The following is a 16,857-nucleotide window of genomic DNA, read 5'->3' as shown; positions in this document are numbered from 1 at the left end:
GATTAAGCTCCTTTTCCAGTTAGGTTCACAGTTGGGTTGATGATGCCGTACAGCAAGTCAACGATGGTATTGGTTACCACGAAGATCAGACCAACAAAGATAACGTAGGCAGTGATCAGCGGTGTATCTACACGGTTGATTGCCTCTAGGAAAAGGAAGCCAGTGCCCGGCCATTGGAAGACGGTTTCAGTAAGAATGGTGTAGGCCACCATGGTACCAATCTGCACGCCACCTACCGTCAATACTGGTAGCATGGTGTTCTTAAGTGCATGTTGGTAATAAATCTTTTGTAAGTTCAAACCTTTTGCTTTGGCGAACTTAATGTATTCCGAACTCAGAACTTCCAGCATTTCTGAACGTACCAAACGGATGAACAACGGCAGCATGATAGACGCTAGCGCAATACAAGGTAGGATGAGGTGCTTGATACCATCAATGGTAAAGAAGCCAGATTCCCAACCGAGTACGTTAGCGGTTTCACCTCGCCCATAGGAAGGCAACCAACCGAGTTCTATTGAAAAGACATACATCAGCATGATTGCGGTTAAGAACACCGGAATCGAGATACCGACACTGCTCATCGCCATCACAAATTTGGTAAAAACACTCTTAGGATGAATCGCAGAGTACACCCCAAGCGGAATAGAGAAAACAATGATGATAAGCGTCGCGCCAAACACGAGCTCTAATGTAGCCACCAGCTTGTCGAGAATCACCTCAACCGCAGGTCGCTTGAAAAAATATGAGGTACCCAAATCACCTTGCAGTGCATTACCCACAAAGCGCGTGTACTTTGTGATAAAGGGATCGTTCAGGCCCAAGTCGTCGCGTAGCGCTTGACGCTCCGATTCCGAAACCGACTGACCTACAAGCTCACGCAGCGGATCACCCAGGTTGTCCTGAATGGCAAACGCCACCAAACTGATCACAAACATCACTATCAGTGCCTGAAACAGGCGCTTGACCAGAAACGAAAACATTCCTTGCCCCTTAACTATCCATAGATCTCTAAATTAGAGAGAAAATTCAGTCTAAATAACCAACTCAATCCGACTGAAACAAAATTGAGTCGAGTGCTTTAAGTTGAGGAGGGAAATCCATCCCTCCTCAAAGTAGACTAACCGTGATTATTCAACCACTAGGTCACCGAAGTAAGGCATTACCATTGGGTTAACGATATCTGCCGCTTTCACGTTAGACTTCGCGCCCCATGCTTCACTTTGCCAGTGTAGCGGTACGAATGCTGCGTCGTTGTATAGTGTCGCTTCTACGCCCTTCAGCATTTCTGCACGTTTCGCAGGATCCGTCTCTACGTTCGCAGCTTCAACCACTTTGTCCATTTCTGGGTTTGAGTAGTAACCACAGTTGTACTGACCACGACCGGTTTCTTCGTTACGAGTCATCGTTAGGAACTCGTTGAAGTTCGCTGAGTCTTCTGTATCTGAGTGCCAACCGATCATTAGCATGTCTGCCGCACACTTGTCGAACTCAGGCCAGTACTGCGCTTTTGGCATGGTCTTCAGATCAACCTTGATACCGATCTTAGACAACATTGCCGCCGCCGCTTGTGCTACTTTCGCATCATTCACGTAACGGTTGTTTGGTGCGATCATCGTTAGCGTCAGGCCATTTTCGTAACCCGCTTCTTTCATCAGCTCTTTCGCTTTCTTCAGATCGTAGCGAGGAACCAGTTTGTCATCGTGACCCACGTAACCTGCCGGGCTTTGCTGACCAGCGGCCGTTGCGAAGCCTTTCATGATTTTCTTCACGATACCTTCGTTATTGATTGCGTGAACAATCGCTTGGCGAACGCGAACGTCTTTCAATGCTTCGTTGCTGTTTTGGTTTAGTTGGAACGTGATGATACGAGTACCAGGTAGCGTAACTAGGTCGATGCCGTCAGCATCTTCAACGCGTTTGTGGTCGTTTGGCGCTACAGGGTGAATCATGTCAACACCGCCAGAAAGCAGCGCTGCTACACGAGTTGCGTCTTCTTTAATTGGCACAAGCGTTAGCTTATCAACGTTACCTTTCGACTCTTTGTCCCAGTAATCTTTAAAGCGTTCAAATTCCACTTTTACGCCCTGCTCACGTGAAGTCACAATGAATGGACCCGTGCCAGATACGTTAGTCGATGCAAATGAGTTACCGTGCTTCACTAGCTCAGACTTGTCTTTGCCGTCCGCAGTTTTGCCCGTGTAGAACTTGCTGTCCATTGGGAAAATGTACGTTGCGGTTTGCAGCACTAGTGGGTAAGGACCTTTAGTTACAAGATCGAACGTGTTGTCGTCAACTTTGACGATTTTTTCGTACGGGTCGAAGATGTTTTTAAAGTCAGGAGAGCTTTGTAAACGCTGGAACGTCCACACGACGTCGTCAGCCGTTAGAGTATTGCCAGAATGGAATTTCACACCTTCACGCAGTTTGAAACGAACAGTCGTATCGTTAATACGTTCCCAGCTTTCTGCTAGGCGAGGCTCGAAATCCATTTTTTGAGTAAAGCGAACCAACGGATCAAATACCATGTGTGACATTTGCAGTGTGCCACCTGATAGCTGCTCATGTGGGTCAAGCGATACTGGGTCAGCTGCATAGCCAACTTTGATATCTGCTGCCATTGCGTTAAAGCTTAGGCCCGCAGCCATTAGCGCCACTGCTAATTTGCTTTTCATGGTTTTCATTTGCATAACTCCTTCATGCGGGGATACGGATCCCTTGTTGTTGTGTTTGCGTCTTTGTTATGACTAAAGGTTAGCCAAGCGAATTGCTTGGTTTATGCCGTTTCGATCTCTTCTCGCAAGCCTGTAAACTCCGGCATCAGAGAAATCAATTTTTTGCTGTATTCGTGTTGAGGTGCCGTGAATAACTGTTCTGTTGGTGCCACTTCTAAAAGTGTACCCATTTGCATCACACCTACTCGGTCACACATCTGACGAATAACAGGTAAATCGTGGCTGATAAACAACATAGTCAAGTTCAGCTCACTTTGCAGATCTTTCAGCAAGTTTAGAATTTGTGCCTGTACCGATACGTCCAGTGCTGAGGTCGGTTCATCACAAATCAAAAGTCGAGGACGAGTCGCCAACGCACGCGCAATAGAAATACGCTGACGCTGACCACCGGAGAATTCATGAGGGTACTTAAGCCCAGCCATTCGACCCAAACCAACATGATCCAATAGGTCATTCACGATTTGGCGAGTTTCCGACTCGTTTTTCGTCAATTTATGGAAACGGATTGGCTCAGCAATAATATCGAATACCTTCATACGAGGGTTCATTGAAGTATATGGGTTTTGGAACACCATCTGCATTTGACGACGCATCGGGCGGCGCTCTTTCTCAGAGGTTAAAGCGGTCAGGTCAATGCCCTCGAATTTCACCTGACCAGAGTTAGGTTGGTATAAACCAGCAATCACACGTGCAATGGTCGATTTACCTGAACCAGACTCGCCCACCAAACCAAAGGTTTCGCCTTCGTGCACTTCAAAGCTCACATTATTAGATGCTTGCACGTATTCTCGGCGGCTCTCGAACAAAGAGTCTTTGGTCACAAAGCGAAGATTGACGTTCTTCACGTCCAAAAGCGGGCCAGTGTACTCACGCTCATCTTGGCTTTGTCCTAACCAGTGGTTCTTGATATCGAGTGGCTCCATTTCCGCCGCTTCTTCGATATAGCTTACTAACGGGAAACGATCTAACTTTCTGTCTGAACGTGGTACCGCTGAAATTAGACTGCGAGTGTAAGAGTGATCAGGATCGCCCAATACTTTGGCTGTTGGTCCAAACTCCACCAAGTCACCACGATACATTACCGCCACGCGATCGGTGACGTTGGAGACTACCCCCATATCGTGAGTAACCAACATACAGCCGACATTGTTCTTGATACACAGCTCGCGGATCAAGTTGAGGATTTGGTCTTGGATAGAAACGTCTAACGCCGTAGTTGGTTCGTCCGCAATGATGAGATCAGGCTCACCAGCCAAAGCAATGGCAATGACAACACGCTGACGCATACCACCAGAGAATTGATGCGGGTACTGCTTTAAGCGGTTTTCTGGTTGAGGAATACCAACCTGCTGCATAAGAGAAAGCGCACGCTGATACGCCTCTTCATCAGAGACCTTCATGTTGGCGTGGATCGTCTCTTTCAGCTGTTGCTCAACAGTAAAAAGTGGATTGAGCGAGGTCATCGGATCTTGGAAAATAAAACCTATTTTCGAGCCGCGAACCTTACGCATCGCTTCTGGTGATAGGCCAGAAATTTTTTCTCCATCCAGGAATACATCACCGCTAGCAACGCGACCTGGAGGGCTAAGCAAATCGATAACAGCGTTACCAACGGTGGATTTACCCGCACCTGATTCGCCAACAACACCCACGATTTCACCACGTTCAATATGAAAAGAAAGTGACTTCACGGCAGCGTGAACGCCGTGTCGGGATGGGTATTCAATACGAAGGTTTTTCACTTCTAATAGTGACATTTCAGACCTCTACTGCCTTGTCTGTGGTATCGAATCATGCCAAAGGCACCATTCATCACCTGAATGAATCCGTTCAAATTCAGAATAATACTCTGAAATCTTAATGCGGAAATAATTTGGCAAAAATCACACAAAAAAGCAACAATTAAAGTATATTCCGCCGAAAAAACATTAAATAAACGCACAATTAGCGAATAAAAATGCATTAACAAGTATTTAACCATTTTCATATCACACTATTTTTGTGCGTCATGCACCAATAAAACTAGAAAAATGCTCTAAAAGTAAACATGAGCTAAACAAGATCATTAACCATATTATTCATGTGCATTTATTAACATTTAACAAACAATATCATATGCAAAAAGTGTTTTTTCAACATAAAAAACTATTAATAAAATAGTCGGCAAATACAAAAAGCCAAACTTAGGAAGAGAAAGGATAGGTCAAAACGTGAACAAAACAGCAAAACCACACAAATCCTGCTCCAACGCAGATTATGCGCCACTTAAGCGGTTTATTGACTAAGCAAAGGAAAGTACCGCTATCCTCATTCGTACGTCATAAGAAAACTCGCCGGTTTTAACCCTTTACGACACAATTGAGAGTGGGATAATAGATGAACAGTGTCAAAGCCAAGCCGTAAATAAAAGGAGCCCCTGTGCTTAAAGCGATTTTTTTTGATATGGACGAGACTTTATGTGCAACGTCACAAGCCGATAAAGTTGCAGGACAAGCGTTTACAACTTGGATTCATAAGACCTACCCACAAGTTACCGAGCCAAAAGCGTTTTTGCAGCGCTACTTACAGGGTGTATACAAAAAGCTGAATGCTGAGTTCCCTCACCTTGTGGCTCTGCTACCCGATGAAAATGCCTTCCGTTGTGGCCTGATCCAAAACATCTTGGCGGAGCAAGGCGTCAGCATCACTGCAAAAGAGGCTCAACAAGCTCAAGACTACTTTGACTCTGCACGTATGGGCGCGTTCACCTTCTTCCCTGGTGTAAAAGAAATGCTCAGCGACCTTCGTCAACATTACAAACTCGTCGTGATCACTAACGGTCCGATTTTTTCTCAACACCCTAAATTAAACGCGACACAAATGAGCAACTGGGTGGACCATATTATTGTGGGAGGAGAAGAGCCAGAAGAGAAACCTGCTACAAGTATTTTCCAAAAAGCGCTCGACTTGGTCGAAGTAAAACCAGAAGAGGCTCTACACGTGGGCGACTCTTTACCTGCTGACATTGCTGGCGCTAACAATATGGGCATTTTGAGTGTATGGGTGAATGCGACAGGCGCAAGCAACTCAACGGATATAACGCCAAGTTTTGAAATCCAAGAAACGGTAGAACTGAAAGAAATCCTTAAAACACTCGCCCAATAAAAGCAGCGGATTAGAAAACTACAAAACCCCAGACACTGCTCTGGGGTTTATTTTGTCAGCTCGAAAAGCATTTAGATCATAGGTGGTCAAAAGCCCCTAGAGCTGTACACTTTTGGGGAAAATTGAAATGGAATGCCGATTCTTTTCAGGAGAGATGTAAAAAAGCCCCAGTCTTTCGACTGAGGCTTTAAATAGTGGTCGGTGAAGAGGGATTCGAACCCCCGACCCTCTGGTCCCAAACCAGATGCGCTACCAAGCTGCGCTATTCACCGAACTGTATTTACTGATTTTCTCAAATCAGACAGGACACTTCAACTAAGAAGTCACCTTAATTAATGGGGTGGCTAACGAGATTCGAACTCGCGACCACCGGAATCACAATCCAGGGCTCTACCAACTGAGCTATAGCCACCATCAATTTTTGCTGTTTACCGCTCTATTAGAGCCATAAACTAAATAGTGGTCGGTGAAGAGGGATTCGAACCCCCGACCCTCTGGTCCCAAACCAGATGCGCTACCAAGCTGCGCTATTCACCGACGATGTTTTATCTTGATTGAATCAAGATTGGGAGCAATGCTACCGCATTCAATCTAAAAAAGAAAGAATGGGGTGGCTAACGAGACTTGAACTCGCGACAACCGGAATCACAATCCGGGGCTCTACCAACTGAGCTATAGCCACCACTGATTTTTACCGATGTATCCTCCGAGGCAATGGTACGCCCGAAAGGATTCGAACCTTCGACCTTTGGCTCCGGAGGCCAACGCTCTATCCAACTGAGCTACGGGCGCATGCCCTATCGGCGGAGTGGAATAATACGGATATCACACTATGCCGTCTAGTACTTTTTTTACTTTTTTTATCGTTTGGTCTCTTTTTCGACAGTTATCTTCCGTTAAAGTGGATTTTTGATGTGATTCACGCCCTGTCATGGATAACTTGTTGTTTATTGCAACAAGTTATCGGGATATAATCACCCATTATTTACATTGATTTAACAGCTGCAACCAAGTTGTCTAATCATTCTATGCCATTCAGTGGAATTTAATGATTTCTCTGCTCGGCATTAATACTCTAACTATATAAATAGGTAAGTCACTTACCTCGGGAATGTGAAGTGGGTTTAATGGATATGTCTCGACAAATGATTAGCGTTTTGTTCGCTGCCTTAACGTTTTCTACGGCAGCTTTAGCTTCTGACATCAGCCAAACTGAATACGATGCGATCGCAGAACGCATCCAACCTGTCGGTGATGTTTATCTAGCGGGTTCTGAGCCAGTGAAAGAAGAACCAACCGGTCCACGTGATGGCGCCACAGTTTATGGTACTTTTTGTATTGCTTGTCACGCATCTGGTGTAAACGGCGCACCTAAAACAGGTAATGCCGATGATTGGGCACCGCGTATTGCACAAGGCAAAGATACGTTAGTGAAGCACGCATTAGAAGGCTTCAATGCGATGCCAGCCAAAGGAACCTGTATGGACTGTTCTGACGATGAAATCATCGCAGCAATTGACCACATGATTGAAGGTCTATAAGTAAAGACATCAACGAAAAAGGCTTGCCAGTTGGCAAGCCTTTTTGTTTTTAGTCAGTGAGAACAAGGTTACTTTACTTCTTAAACATTGCTCGAATATTGGCAATGTGTGCTTGACCTTTCGCCATACGCTCTTCTGCTGATACTGGCTTTTTGTTTACTTCCCATTCAACGTCATCAAATGGCAACTCATCCAAAAAGCGGCTTTGAGTCGGTTTGATCAACTCGCCGAACTGCCGACGCTCTTTGCACATAGTGAAAGTCAGTTCACGTTGCGCTCGAGTAATACCAACGTACATCAGGCGACGCTCTTCTTCCACGTTATCTTCATCAATACTGGTTTGGTGCGGTAAAATACCTTCTTCGGACCCAATTAAGTATACATATGGGAACTCAAGGCCTTTTGATGCGTGCAAGGTCATCAGTTGTACTGCATCACTGTCTTCATCTTCTTCACCGCGCTCCATCATGTCACGCAAGGTCAAACGTTGAACGACTTCTTTTAACGTTTTCTCTTCTTGATCGTAGTTGTCACCCTCTAGGTCCGCCACTATCCATGAATAAAGATCAGAAACGTTCTTCATTCGCATTTCAGCGGCTTTCGGACTTGCTGAAGTTTCGTATAGCCAATCTTCATAATGGATATCACGAACTAGCGAACGAACCGCTTCGACGGTATCACCACGCTCAGCTTGATCAGCAATCGCCACTAGCCATTGGGTGAAACGACGCAGGTTTTCTAGGCCACGTCCCGTTAGGTGCTGTTCGAGCCCCATTTCAAAGCTCGACTCAAACAAGCTCTTGCCTCGCATGTTGGCATAACTGCCTAATTTCTCTAACGTTACTGGGCCAATTTCACGTCGCGGAGTGTTCACAATGCGCAAAAATGCATTGTCGTCATCCGGATTAACCAAAACGCGCAAATACGCCATGATGTCTTTAATCTCTGCGCGCGCAAAAAACGAGGTGCCGCCAGAAATTTTATACGGTACACGGTTTTGCATCAGAGACTTTTCAATCAAACGTGATTGGTGGTTACCACGATATAGAATCGCATAATCTTTATATTCGGTACGGTTTAGGAACTTATGCGCAATTAGTTCACCCGTTACGCGCTCTGCTTCGTGCTCTTCATTTTTAGCCAACAACACTTTGAGTTTTTCACCGTCAGGAATTTCAGAGAACAGGGACTTCTCATAGACGTGAGGGTTGTTAGCTATCAAAATGTTGGCCGCACGCAGGATTCGACTCGTTGAACGGTAGTTTTGCTCTAGCTTAATCAAACGCAAATTCGGATAATCTTCACCCAGCAACACGAGGTTCTGAGGTTTCGCACCACGCCATGAATAAATAGACTGATCGTCATCCCCTACAACCGTCAATCGTCCACGTTCTCCGACAATTAATTTGACCAGCTCATACTGACTCGTGTTGGTATCTTGATACTCGTCAACCAGTAGGTAACGGATACGATTCTGCCAACGCTGACGAACGTCTTCATGATTACGTAAGAGTAAAACGGGCATCAAAATTAGGTCATCAAAATCAAGCGCGTTATAGGCTTTCATTTGCTTTTGGTACATATCAAAACAGAACGCAAACAATTGTTGCTGTTCACCTTGCGCACGCGCTTTGGCTTGCTCTGGCGTCAACATGTCGTTTTTCCAGTTGGAAATACAACTCAGAAGCTGACGTAGCAGATCTTTATCACCATCAAGCTGCTTTTCAGTAAGCTCTTTGAGCAGCGCTAGCTGGTCTTGGTCATCAAACAGTGAGAAGCCCGCTTTCAACCCTAAATGCTTGTACTCACGCTTGATGATGTTCAATCCTAAAGTGTGGAATGTTGATACCATCAAACCTTTAGACTCACCTTTCCCTAACGTTTGACCTACACGCTCCTTCATTTCACGTGCCGCTTTGTTGGTAAACGTCACCGCCGCAATGTTACGCGCTTTGTAACCACATTGCTGAACCAGATAAGCGATTTTATTGGTAATAACACGAGTTTTGCCCGAGCCAGCACCAGCTAGCACTAGGCATGGACCAGACACGTATTTCACGGCTTCATCTTGACTAGGGTTCAGCTTCATAGAAATTCTCTGCGGGTGATGAATGTGGCGCCTATGATAAAGGGGTGGCCTCGTGAAAGCTATGCTGATTTCTTGTAATTTTTACACCAATTAAGTGCAATATTCTGTTGCATAAATGGCGGGTATTTAAGCTATAATGAATGAACGTTCATTCACTAAAGGGTGACATTATGAAGGATAACCCTGCTGTAGATAAACGAGAACAAATCTTAGTCGCTGCTGAACAACTCATTGCTGAATCTGGCTTTCAAGGGCTTTCCATGCAAAAGCTCGCCAATGAGGCAGGTGTCGCAGCAGGGACGATTTACCGTTATTTCTCAGATAAAGAACATCTTTTAGAGGAACTACGCCTTAACGTTGCTAAGCGTGTGGCTACTGCGGTGCAACTAGGTGTTAGTGAAGAGATGCCTTTAAAACAGCGTTATCGAACCATGTGGCTCAATATTTGGAATCTAGCGAGCTCGAACTTAAGTGCGATCAGCAACCGAGTCCAATATGAATCTTTACCCTGTTCAAATAGTAGCAAAGCTCGGGAACTTGAGAGACAAATGTTTGCCCAAGTAGATCTTCTTTTTAATCAGGGTAAAGACGAGGGAGTATTCAAGCTTCTCGATAACGAAGTACTTTCTGGATTAAGTTTTGAGGCAAGTGTTGCACTTGCTCGGAAACACGCTTTGGGATTTTATCAACTGGATAAGACGGCATTAGAGGCCGCTATTGAAGCCAGTTGGGATGCAATTATTAAACACTAACTTGGAGTTCTTAATAGAATGAAAAAGTGGATTTTGATGCTATCAATTGTTTTATTACTTTTTGGTAGCGTTGTTACATACAGACTAATTGATATCAAAGACAAAATGGAGCAGTTTGCCAATCGCCCTGAACCAGCATTCCCAGTAACCGTAACTGAAGTGCAAGCGGTGGATTGGGTACCAGTCATCGAGGCAATTGGTTTTATCGAGCCAAATCAAGGCGTGACGGTAGCGAACGAAACGAGCGGTGTTATCGATAAAATCGCATTTGATTCCGGTACTCAAGTCAAAGCAGGTCAGCCACTAGTACTGCTTGACTCTGACGTTGAGAAAGCGAATTTAAAGAGCTCGCAAGCCAAGTTGCCAGCAGCAGAAGCGAAATACAAACGCTACCAAGGGCTATTTAAAAAAGGCTCTATTTCTAAAGAAGCGTATGACGAAGCAGAAGCGAACTACTTCTCCTTAAAAGCGGACATTGAAAGCTTGAAAGCGACCATCGACCGACGCGAAATCAAAGCGCCATTTGATGGTGTAGTAGGTATTCGTAACGTGTACCTCGGTCAGTACCTACAAGCGGGTACCGATATTGTTCGCCTGGAAGACACCAGCGTGATGCGTTTACGCTTTACCGTGCCGCAAACCGATATTTCACGTATCAATATCGACCAAGAAGTGGATATCTTCGTGGATGCCTACCCAGAACAGCCTTTCAAAGGTTCAATTTCTGCGATTGAGCCTGCGGTTAACGTACAAAGTGGTTTGATTCAAGTTCAAGCGGATATCCCTAACAGTGACGGCAAACTGCGTAGTGGTATGTTCGCGCGTGCAAACATCATTCTGCCTAAGTTAGAAAATCAGGTCACTCTACCTCAAACCGCGATCACATTTACGCTATATGGCGACAATGTTTACATCGTAACAGAAGAAGATGGCGAAAAACGCGTTAAGCAGCATGTGGTAAAAGTTGGCGAACGCTCTAAAGATATCGCACACATTCTAGAAGGCGTGAAGCCAGGTGATGTGGTAGTGACATCGGGTCAAGTCCGTTTGAGTAACCATGCGAAAGTAAGCATTGTCGAAAGCGATGCAACTACCCCACCTGCTGAAACACCAATGCTTTAAGTTGGAGGCATCATGCGCTTTACAGATGTTTTTATAAAACGTCCAGTTTTAGCGGTATCGATCAGCTTTTTGATTGCATTGCTTGGTTTGCAAGCGGTGTTCAAAATGCAAGTTCGTGAGTACCCTGAAATGACGAATACGGTGGTCACCGTGACCACCAGTTACTACGGTGCAAGTGCCAACTTGATCCAAGGCTTTATTACTCAGCCATTGGAGCAAGCGGTGGCGCAAGCCGATAATATTGATTACATGACTTCGCAATCGGTACTAGGTAAATCAACCATTACTGTCAACATGAAGTTGAATACTGACCCGAATGCAGCATTGGCTGATATCTTAGCGAAAACGAACTCAGTACGTTCTCAGCTTCCAAAAGAAGCCGAAGATCCAACCGTAACCATGTCGACAGGTTCGACAACGGCGGTACTGTACATCGGCTTTACGAGTGACGAGTTATCTTCAAGCCAGATCACTGACTACCTTGAGCGTGTAATCAACCCGCAGTTGTTCACTGTAAACGGTGTATCCAAAGTTGACCTGTATGGTGGTATGAAGTACGCACTGCGCGTATGGCTAGATCCTGCCAAAATGGGCGCTTTGAAGTTGACCGCTACGGATGTGATGAGCGTTCTTAACGCCAACAACTACCAATCTGCAACCGGTCAAGCGACGGGTGAGTTCGTACTTTATAACGGTAGCGCAGATACTCAGGTATCAAACGTTGCTGAACTTGAAGCATTGGTCGTGAAAACTGGTGAAGGGGATGTCATCCGCCTAGGTGATATCGCTAAAGTAACGCTGGAGAAGAGTCACGACGTTTATCGCGCAAGTGCAAACGGTCAAGAAGCCGTGGTTGCGGCGATCAACGCAGCACCAAGCGCTAACCCAATCAACATTGCAGCAGACGTACTTGAACTGTTGCCTCAGCTTGAGCGCAACCTACCAAGTAACATCAAAATGAACGTGATGTACGACTCAACTATCGCCATCAACGAATCGATTCACGAAGTAGTGAAAACGATTCTTGAAGCAGCGGTCATCGTACTTGTGGTTATCACACTGTTCCTAGGTTCATTCCGCGCGGTAATCATTCCTATCGTGACCATTCCACTTTCATTGATTGGTGTGGCAATGGTGATGCAGGCAATGGGTTTCTCTTGGAACTTGATGACGCTACTGGCGATGGTGCTTGCCATCGGTCTGGTGGTGGATGACGCGATCGTTGTACTAGAAAACGTTGACCGTCACATCAAAGAAGGGGAATCGCCATTCCGAGCTGCAATTATTGGTACGCGTGAAATTGCGGTTCCAGTTATCGCGATGACATTGACGCTAGGTGCAGTGTACGCGCCGATCGCATTGATGGGTGGTATCACCGGTTCATTGTTCAAAGAGTTCGCTTTGACACTGGCAGGTTCAGTATTCGTATCCGGCATCATCGCTTTGACACTATCACCAATGATGTGTTCGAAGATGCTGAAGGCGAACGAGAAGCCAAGCAAGTTTGAGCAAAAAGTTCACCATGTACTTGATGGCATGACTAATCGCTACGCAAGCATGTTAAAAGCAATAATGGCTAGCCGACCAGTGGTGATCGTGTTTGCGATAATTGTATTCGCAAGTTTACCAGTCCTATTCAAGTTTATTCCTAGCGAGCTAGCTCCATCTGAAGATAAAGGTGTTGTAGTACTCATAGGGACCGCACCATCAAATTCGAATTTGGACTACATCCAAAACACCATGGATGATGTGAATAAGATTCTCTCTGATCAACCAGAAGTGGAATACGCTCAGGTATTTAACGGTGTACCGGATTCTAATCAAGCGTTTGGTTTAGCTACACTCAAACCATGGGGCGAACGAGAAGCGAGCCAAGCAGAAATCAAACAGCGTGTTGGTGGGCTTGTTTCGAGCATTCCGGGAATGTCTATTGCTGCCTACGAAATGCCGGAGCTACCAGGTGCTGGTTCAGGCCTTCCTGTACAGTTCGTAATTACAACGCCAAACAACTTTGAAAGTTTGTTTACCGTTGCAAATGACATTCTGTCGGAAGTAGCAAGCAGTCCAATGTTTGTCTATTCCGATCTGGATCTGAAATATGATTCTGCAACGATGAAGATCAAGATCGATAAAGACAAAGCAGGTGCCTACGGTGTGACTATGCAAGACATTGGTATCACCCTCAGCACCATGATGGCAGATGGTTATGTAAACCGAATCGACCTGAATGGTCGCTCGTATGAGGTGATTCCTCAAGTTGAGCGTAAATGGCGTCTAAACCCAGAATCGATGAAGAACTACTATGTACGCTCTGTGGATGGTAAAGCGGTTCCATTAGGCAGTCTGATTACCATTGATGTGGTGGCTGAGCCTCGCTCTTTGCCACACTTCAACCAGCTAAACTCAGCAACTGTGGGTGCTGTTACAGGCCCTGGTGTTTCGATGGGGGATGCAGTTAATTGGTTTGAAAATATTGCACAAACCAAACTGCCTGCAGGGTATAACCATGATTACATGGGCGAATCTCGTCAGTTTGTAACGGAAGGTAGTGCCTTGTATGCAACCTTCGGTCTTGCACTTGCGATCATCTTCCTCGTTCTGGCGATTCAATTTGAATCACTCCGCGATCCTATTGTCATCATGGTATCTGTACCTCTGGCAATATGTGGTGCCTTGATCGCATTGGCCTGGGGTACGGCCTCGATGAACATATACTCGCAGGTTGGTTTGATCACGCTGGTCGGCCTAATAACCAAGCACGGTATCTTGATCTGTGAAGTCGCCAAGGAAGAGCAGTTACATAATAAACTGTCTCGTATTGATGCGGTGATGGAAGCTGCGAAAGTGCGTCTTCGCCCTATCCTAATGACCACTGCAGCGATGATCGCAGGTCTGATCCCGCTGATGTACGCAACAGGTGCAGGTGCCGCGCAACGTTTCAGTATCGGTATCGTCATCGTTGCTGGCCTTGCAATCGGTACACTGTTCACACTATTCGTACTACCTGTGATTTACAGCTACCTAGCTGAAAAACACAAACCTCTGCCAGTATTTGTTGAAGACAAAGACTTGGAGAAGTTAGCGCGAGTTGACGAAGCGAAAGCAGCTCATCGTGAATTAGCGGATAACAGATAAGCTATTAAGGCATTCAAAAAGGTCACTTCGGTGGCCTTTTTTATTGCCGCTCTCTTTTTTGCCATCTAAGTGGCGACTTTCACGTATCATTTACTTAAAATGAGGACAAATCAAAAGGAGTTTTAGCCACTATGTTTGACCCAAAGAAATTAGAGCAAATTGCTAAACAGATTCACGACTCAATGCCTCAACCTGTAAAAGAATTGGGCTCTGATGTCGATCAGAAAGTTCGTCAAGTAATCCAAGGCCAGCTAAACAAGCTAGATGTTGTAAGTCGCGAAGAGTTTGATGTTCAAACTCAAGTTTTACTACGTACACGTCAAAAGCTAACAGAAATGGAACAGAAGTTGGCGCAACTTGAAGAAAAGCTTGCTGAAAAATAAGTATCAAAGCGCTCCTCACAAAGGAGCGTTTTTCTTATCGGCGCGCAGATAAATCGGCTAAAAACAAAAAGGCTTGGTCAACGGCGACCAAGCCTTTTGATTAGATGTTGTGTTTTATTTTGTATTTATCACTCCAGTCTGCCTGGAGTTTATCTACTGCGTTACTTGAGACTAAGTAAATTACGCTGTATTAAGGTTTCATTTCTAGGAGAAGGCGCGGACTTTACGATAGTAAACAAGCACCTTCGACACCGAAATGGAGCCTTAAGGCCAGTCATTTAGCCGCCCACCGCGATACGCTTCATATCAGTCATGTAACCACGTAGCTCTTCACCGATGTACTCTACAGGGTGGTTACGGATTGTTTCATTCACAGCGATAAGAGTCGCGTTATCCACTTGGTTAGACGTTTCACCTAAACCTTTACCAATTACGTCAGTATTTACGGCTGGCATAAACTTCTCACGTAGAAGCGGCGTTGCTACGTTAGCGAACAGGTAGTTACCGTATTCCGCAGTGTCTGAGATAACCACGTTCATCTCGTATAAACGCTTACGTGCGATAGTGTTTGCGATAAGTGGCAGCTCGTGTAGAGACTCGTAGTAAGCAGACTCATCGATGATGCCAGATGCCGTCATCGCTTCGAATGCTAGCTCAACACCCGCACGAACCATAGCAACCATCAAGATACCGTTATCGAAGTACTCTTGCTCAGAGATTTCTACGTCAGTTTCTGGGTAGTTTTCGAAAGCAGTTTCACCTGTTTCTGCACGCCAGCCTAGTAGATTTGCATCGTCGTTTGCCCAGTCAGCCATCATAGTGCTAGAGAAGTGACCGGTGATGATGTCATCCATGTGCTTGTTGTATAGCGGACGCATCAGTTCTTTTAGCTCTTCAGAAAGCTCAAATGCTTTCACTTTTGCAGGGTTAGTTAGGCGATCCATCATGTGAGTGATACCACCAAACTTCAGTGCTTCAGTGATGGTTTCCCAACCGTATTGAAGAAGCTTACCAGCGTAGCCAGGATCGATACCATCAGCAATCATCTTCTCGTAACATACGATAGAGCCAGCCTGTAGCATGCCACAAAGGATAGTTTGCTCACCCATTAGGTCAGATTTCACCTCAGCAACAAAAGAAGACTCTAGACAGCCTGCACGGTGACCACCTGTTGCTGCAGCCCAAGCTTTCGCGATATCCCAACCTTCACCTTTTGGGTCGTTCTCTGGGTGAACAGCGATAAGAGTCGGTACACCGAAACCGCGCTTGTATTCTTCACGAACTTCCGTACCTGGACATTTAGGTGCAACCATTACTACCGTTAGGTCTTTACGGATTTGCATGCCTTCTTCAACAACGTTGAAACCGTGAGAGTAACCTAGTGCTGCGCCTTCTTTCATTAACGGCATTACCGTCTCAACAACGTTTGTGTGCTGCTTATCTGGAGTAAGGTTTACTACTAGATCAGCTTGTGGAATTAGCGTTTCGTAGCTACCTACCTCAAAACCGTTGTCTTTTGCGTTTTTGAATGACTGGCGTTGCTCATCAATCGCGGCTTGGCGAAGCGCATAAGCAACGTCTAGACCAGAGTCGCGCATGTTCAGACCTTGGTTAAGACCTTGAGCACCACAACCTACAATGACTACTTTCTTACCTTTAAGATAATCCGCTTCTGAAGCGAACTCACTGCGGTCCATAAAACGACAACGACCTAATTGGTCCAACTGCTCGCGCAAGTTTAGGGTATTGAAATAATTAGCCATCTGGGTGCTCCTTTGAGATTCTTCCATTGAGGTCAGTAATTGCCTTACCGAATAACTTCATACTAAAACAGACATGAGATTGCTTAAAGTGATATATTCACAATTAGTTATTGCAATTTATGCAACATGGAAATGAAAATTTAATGAATATCAAAAGCCTGCAACTTTTCATTCATCTCTGTGAGAGTAAAAGTTT

At 45.3% G+C, this 16,857-nt stretch carries 11 protein-coding genes and 5 tRNA genes; 6 read left to right on the top strand and 10 right to left on the bottom strand.

Annotation, left to right across the window (positions count from 1 at the left end):
- Positions 1 to 2: 2 nt before the first annotated feature.
- The 3 genes from R7E00_RS10335 to R7E00_RS10325 form a co-directional block, all read right to left on the bottom strand.
- Entirely contained in the window at positions 3 to 980 is a 978-nt protein-coding gene (locus tag R7E00_RS10335) for an ABC transporter permease (RefSeq protein WP_005379110.1), read from the bottom strand.
- Positions 981 to 1,127: 147 nt separating this feature from the next.
- Positions 1,128 to 2,681, bottom strand: a complete 1,554-nt coding sequence (locus R7E00_RS10330; RefSeq protein WP_005379109.1) for an ABC transporter substrate-binding protein — start codon at positions 2,679 to 2,681, stop codon at positions 1,128 to 1,130.
- A gap of 92 nt (positions 2,682 to 2,773) precedes the next feature.
- Positions 2,774 to 4,489, bottom strand: a complete 1,716-nt coding sequence (locus R7E00_RS10325) for a dipeptide ABC transporter ATP-binding protein (protein WP_005379108.1) — start codon at positions 4,487 to 4,489, stop codon at positions 2,774 to 2,776.
- Between the two features lie 661 nt (positions 4,490 to 5,150).
- Here R7E00_RS10325 and R7E00_RS10320 point away from each other — a divergent pair.
- Positions 5,151 to 5,876, top strand: coding sequence for an HAD family hydrolase (locus R7E00_RS10320; protein WP_005379107.1), 726 nt, complete (start codon positions 5,151 to 5,153; stop codon positions 5,874 to 5,876).
- A 195-nt stretch (positions 5,877 to 6,071) separates the two neighbouring features.
- On the opposite strand, the gene R7E00_RS10315 is transcribed toward R7E00_RS10320, so the two are convergent.
- The 5 genes from R7E00_RS10315 to R7E00_RS10295 all read right to left on the bottom strand — a co-directional run bounded on the left by R7E00_RS10315 (position 6,072) and on the right by R7E00_RS10295 (position 6,668).
- Positions 6,072 to 6,148: transfer RNA gene (locus tag R7E00_RS10315), tRNA-Pro, on the bottom strand.
- A 64-nt stretch (positions 6,149 to 6,212) separates the two neighbouring features.
- A tRNA-His gene (locus tag R7E00_RS10310) sits at positions 6,213 to 6,288 on the bottom strand.
- 48 nt (positions 6,289 to 6,336) lie between these two features.
- Positions 6,337 to 6,413, bottom strand: a tRNA-Pro gene (locus R7E00_RS10305).
- A 69-nt stretch (positions 6,414 to 6,482) separates the two neighbouring features.
- A tRNA-His gene (locus R7E00_RS10300) sits at positions 6,483 to 6,558 on the bottom strand.
- A 33-nt stretch (positions 6,559 to 6,591) separates the two neighbouring features.
- Positions 6,592 to 6,668 (bottom strand) — tRNA-Arg (locus R7E00_RS10295).
- Positions 6,669 to 7,003: 335 nt separating this feature from the next.
- On the opposite strand from R7E00_RS10295, the gene R7E00_RS10290 reads away from it, so the two are divergent.
- Positions 7,004 to 7,417, top strand: a complete 414-nt coding sequence (locus tag R7E00_RS10290; protein ID WP_005384252.1) for a c-type cytochrome — start codon at positions 7,004 to 7,006, stop codon at positions 7,415 to 7,417.
- A 73-nt stretch (positions 7,418 to 7,490) separates the two neighbouring features.
- Here the strand turns inward: R7E00_RS10290 and rep are convergent, their stop codons facing one another.
- The gene (rep, locus tag R7E00_RS10285; protein WP_005379104.1) at positions 7,491 to 9,506 is read right to left on the bottom strand and encodes a DNA helicase Rep; all 2,016 of its coding nucleotides are present in this window, start codon (positions 9,504 to 9,506) and stop codon (positions 7,491 to 7,493) included.
- Positions 9,507 to 9,676: 170 nt separating this feature from the next.
- Here rep and R7E00_RS10280 point away from each other — a divergent pair, with 170 nt between their 5' ends.
- The 4 genes from R7E00_RS10280 (at position 9,677) to ubiK (ending at position 14,898) form a co-directional block, all read left to right on the top strand.
- Positions 9,677 to 10,258, top strand: a complete 582-nt coding sequence (locus R7E00_RS10280; RefSeq protein WP_005384254.1) for a TetR/AcrR family transcriptional regulator — start codon at positions 9,677 to 9,679, stop codon at positions 10,256 to 10,258.
- An 18-nt stretch (positions 10,259 to 10,276) separates the two neighbouring features.
- A complete protein-coding gene (locus R7E00_RS10275) occupies positions 10,277 to 11,380 on the top strand; it encodes an efflux RND transporter periplasmic adaptor subunit (protein WP_042523871.1) in 1,104 nt (367 codons plus the stop codon).
- 12 nt (positions 11,381 to 11,392) lie between these two features.
- Positions 11,393 to 14,515 (top strand): multidrug efflux RND transporter permease subunit VmeD, encoded by a 3,123-nt coding sequence (gene vmeD / locus R7E00_RS10270; RefSeq protein WP_033907400.1) that lies wholly within the window; start codon positions 11,393 to 11,395, stop codon positions 14,513 to 14,515.
- Between the two features lie 131 nt (positions 14,516 to 14,646).
- Positions 14,647 to 14,898: a ubiquinone biosynthesis accessory factor UbiK gene (ubiK, locus tag R7E00_RS10265; RefSeq protein WP_005379099.1), complete on the top strand. Its 252-nt coding sequence runs from the start codon at positions 14,647 to 14,649 to the stop codon at positions 14,896 to 14,898.
- Positions 14,899 to 15,176: 278 nt separating this feature from the next.
- Here the strand turns inward: ubiK and ilvC are convergent, their stop codons facing one another.
- The gene (gene ilvC / locus R7E00_RS10260; RefSeq protein ID WP_005379098.1) at positions 15,177 to 16,661 is read right to left on the bottom strand and encodes a ketol-acid reductoisomerase; all 1,485 of its coding nucleotides are present in this window, start codon (positions 16,659 to 16,661) and stop codon (positions 15,177 to 15,179) included.
- Between the last annotated feature and the right edge of the window lie 196 nt (positions 16,662 to 16,857).

The organism is Vibrio sp. Vb1755 (assembly GCF_033338635.1).
GTDB lineage: Bacteria > Pseudomonadota > Gammaproteobacteria > Enterobacterales > Vibrionaceae > Vibrio > Vibrio alginolyticus.
This window is presented reverse-complemented; position numbering and strand designations above follow the sequence as displayed.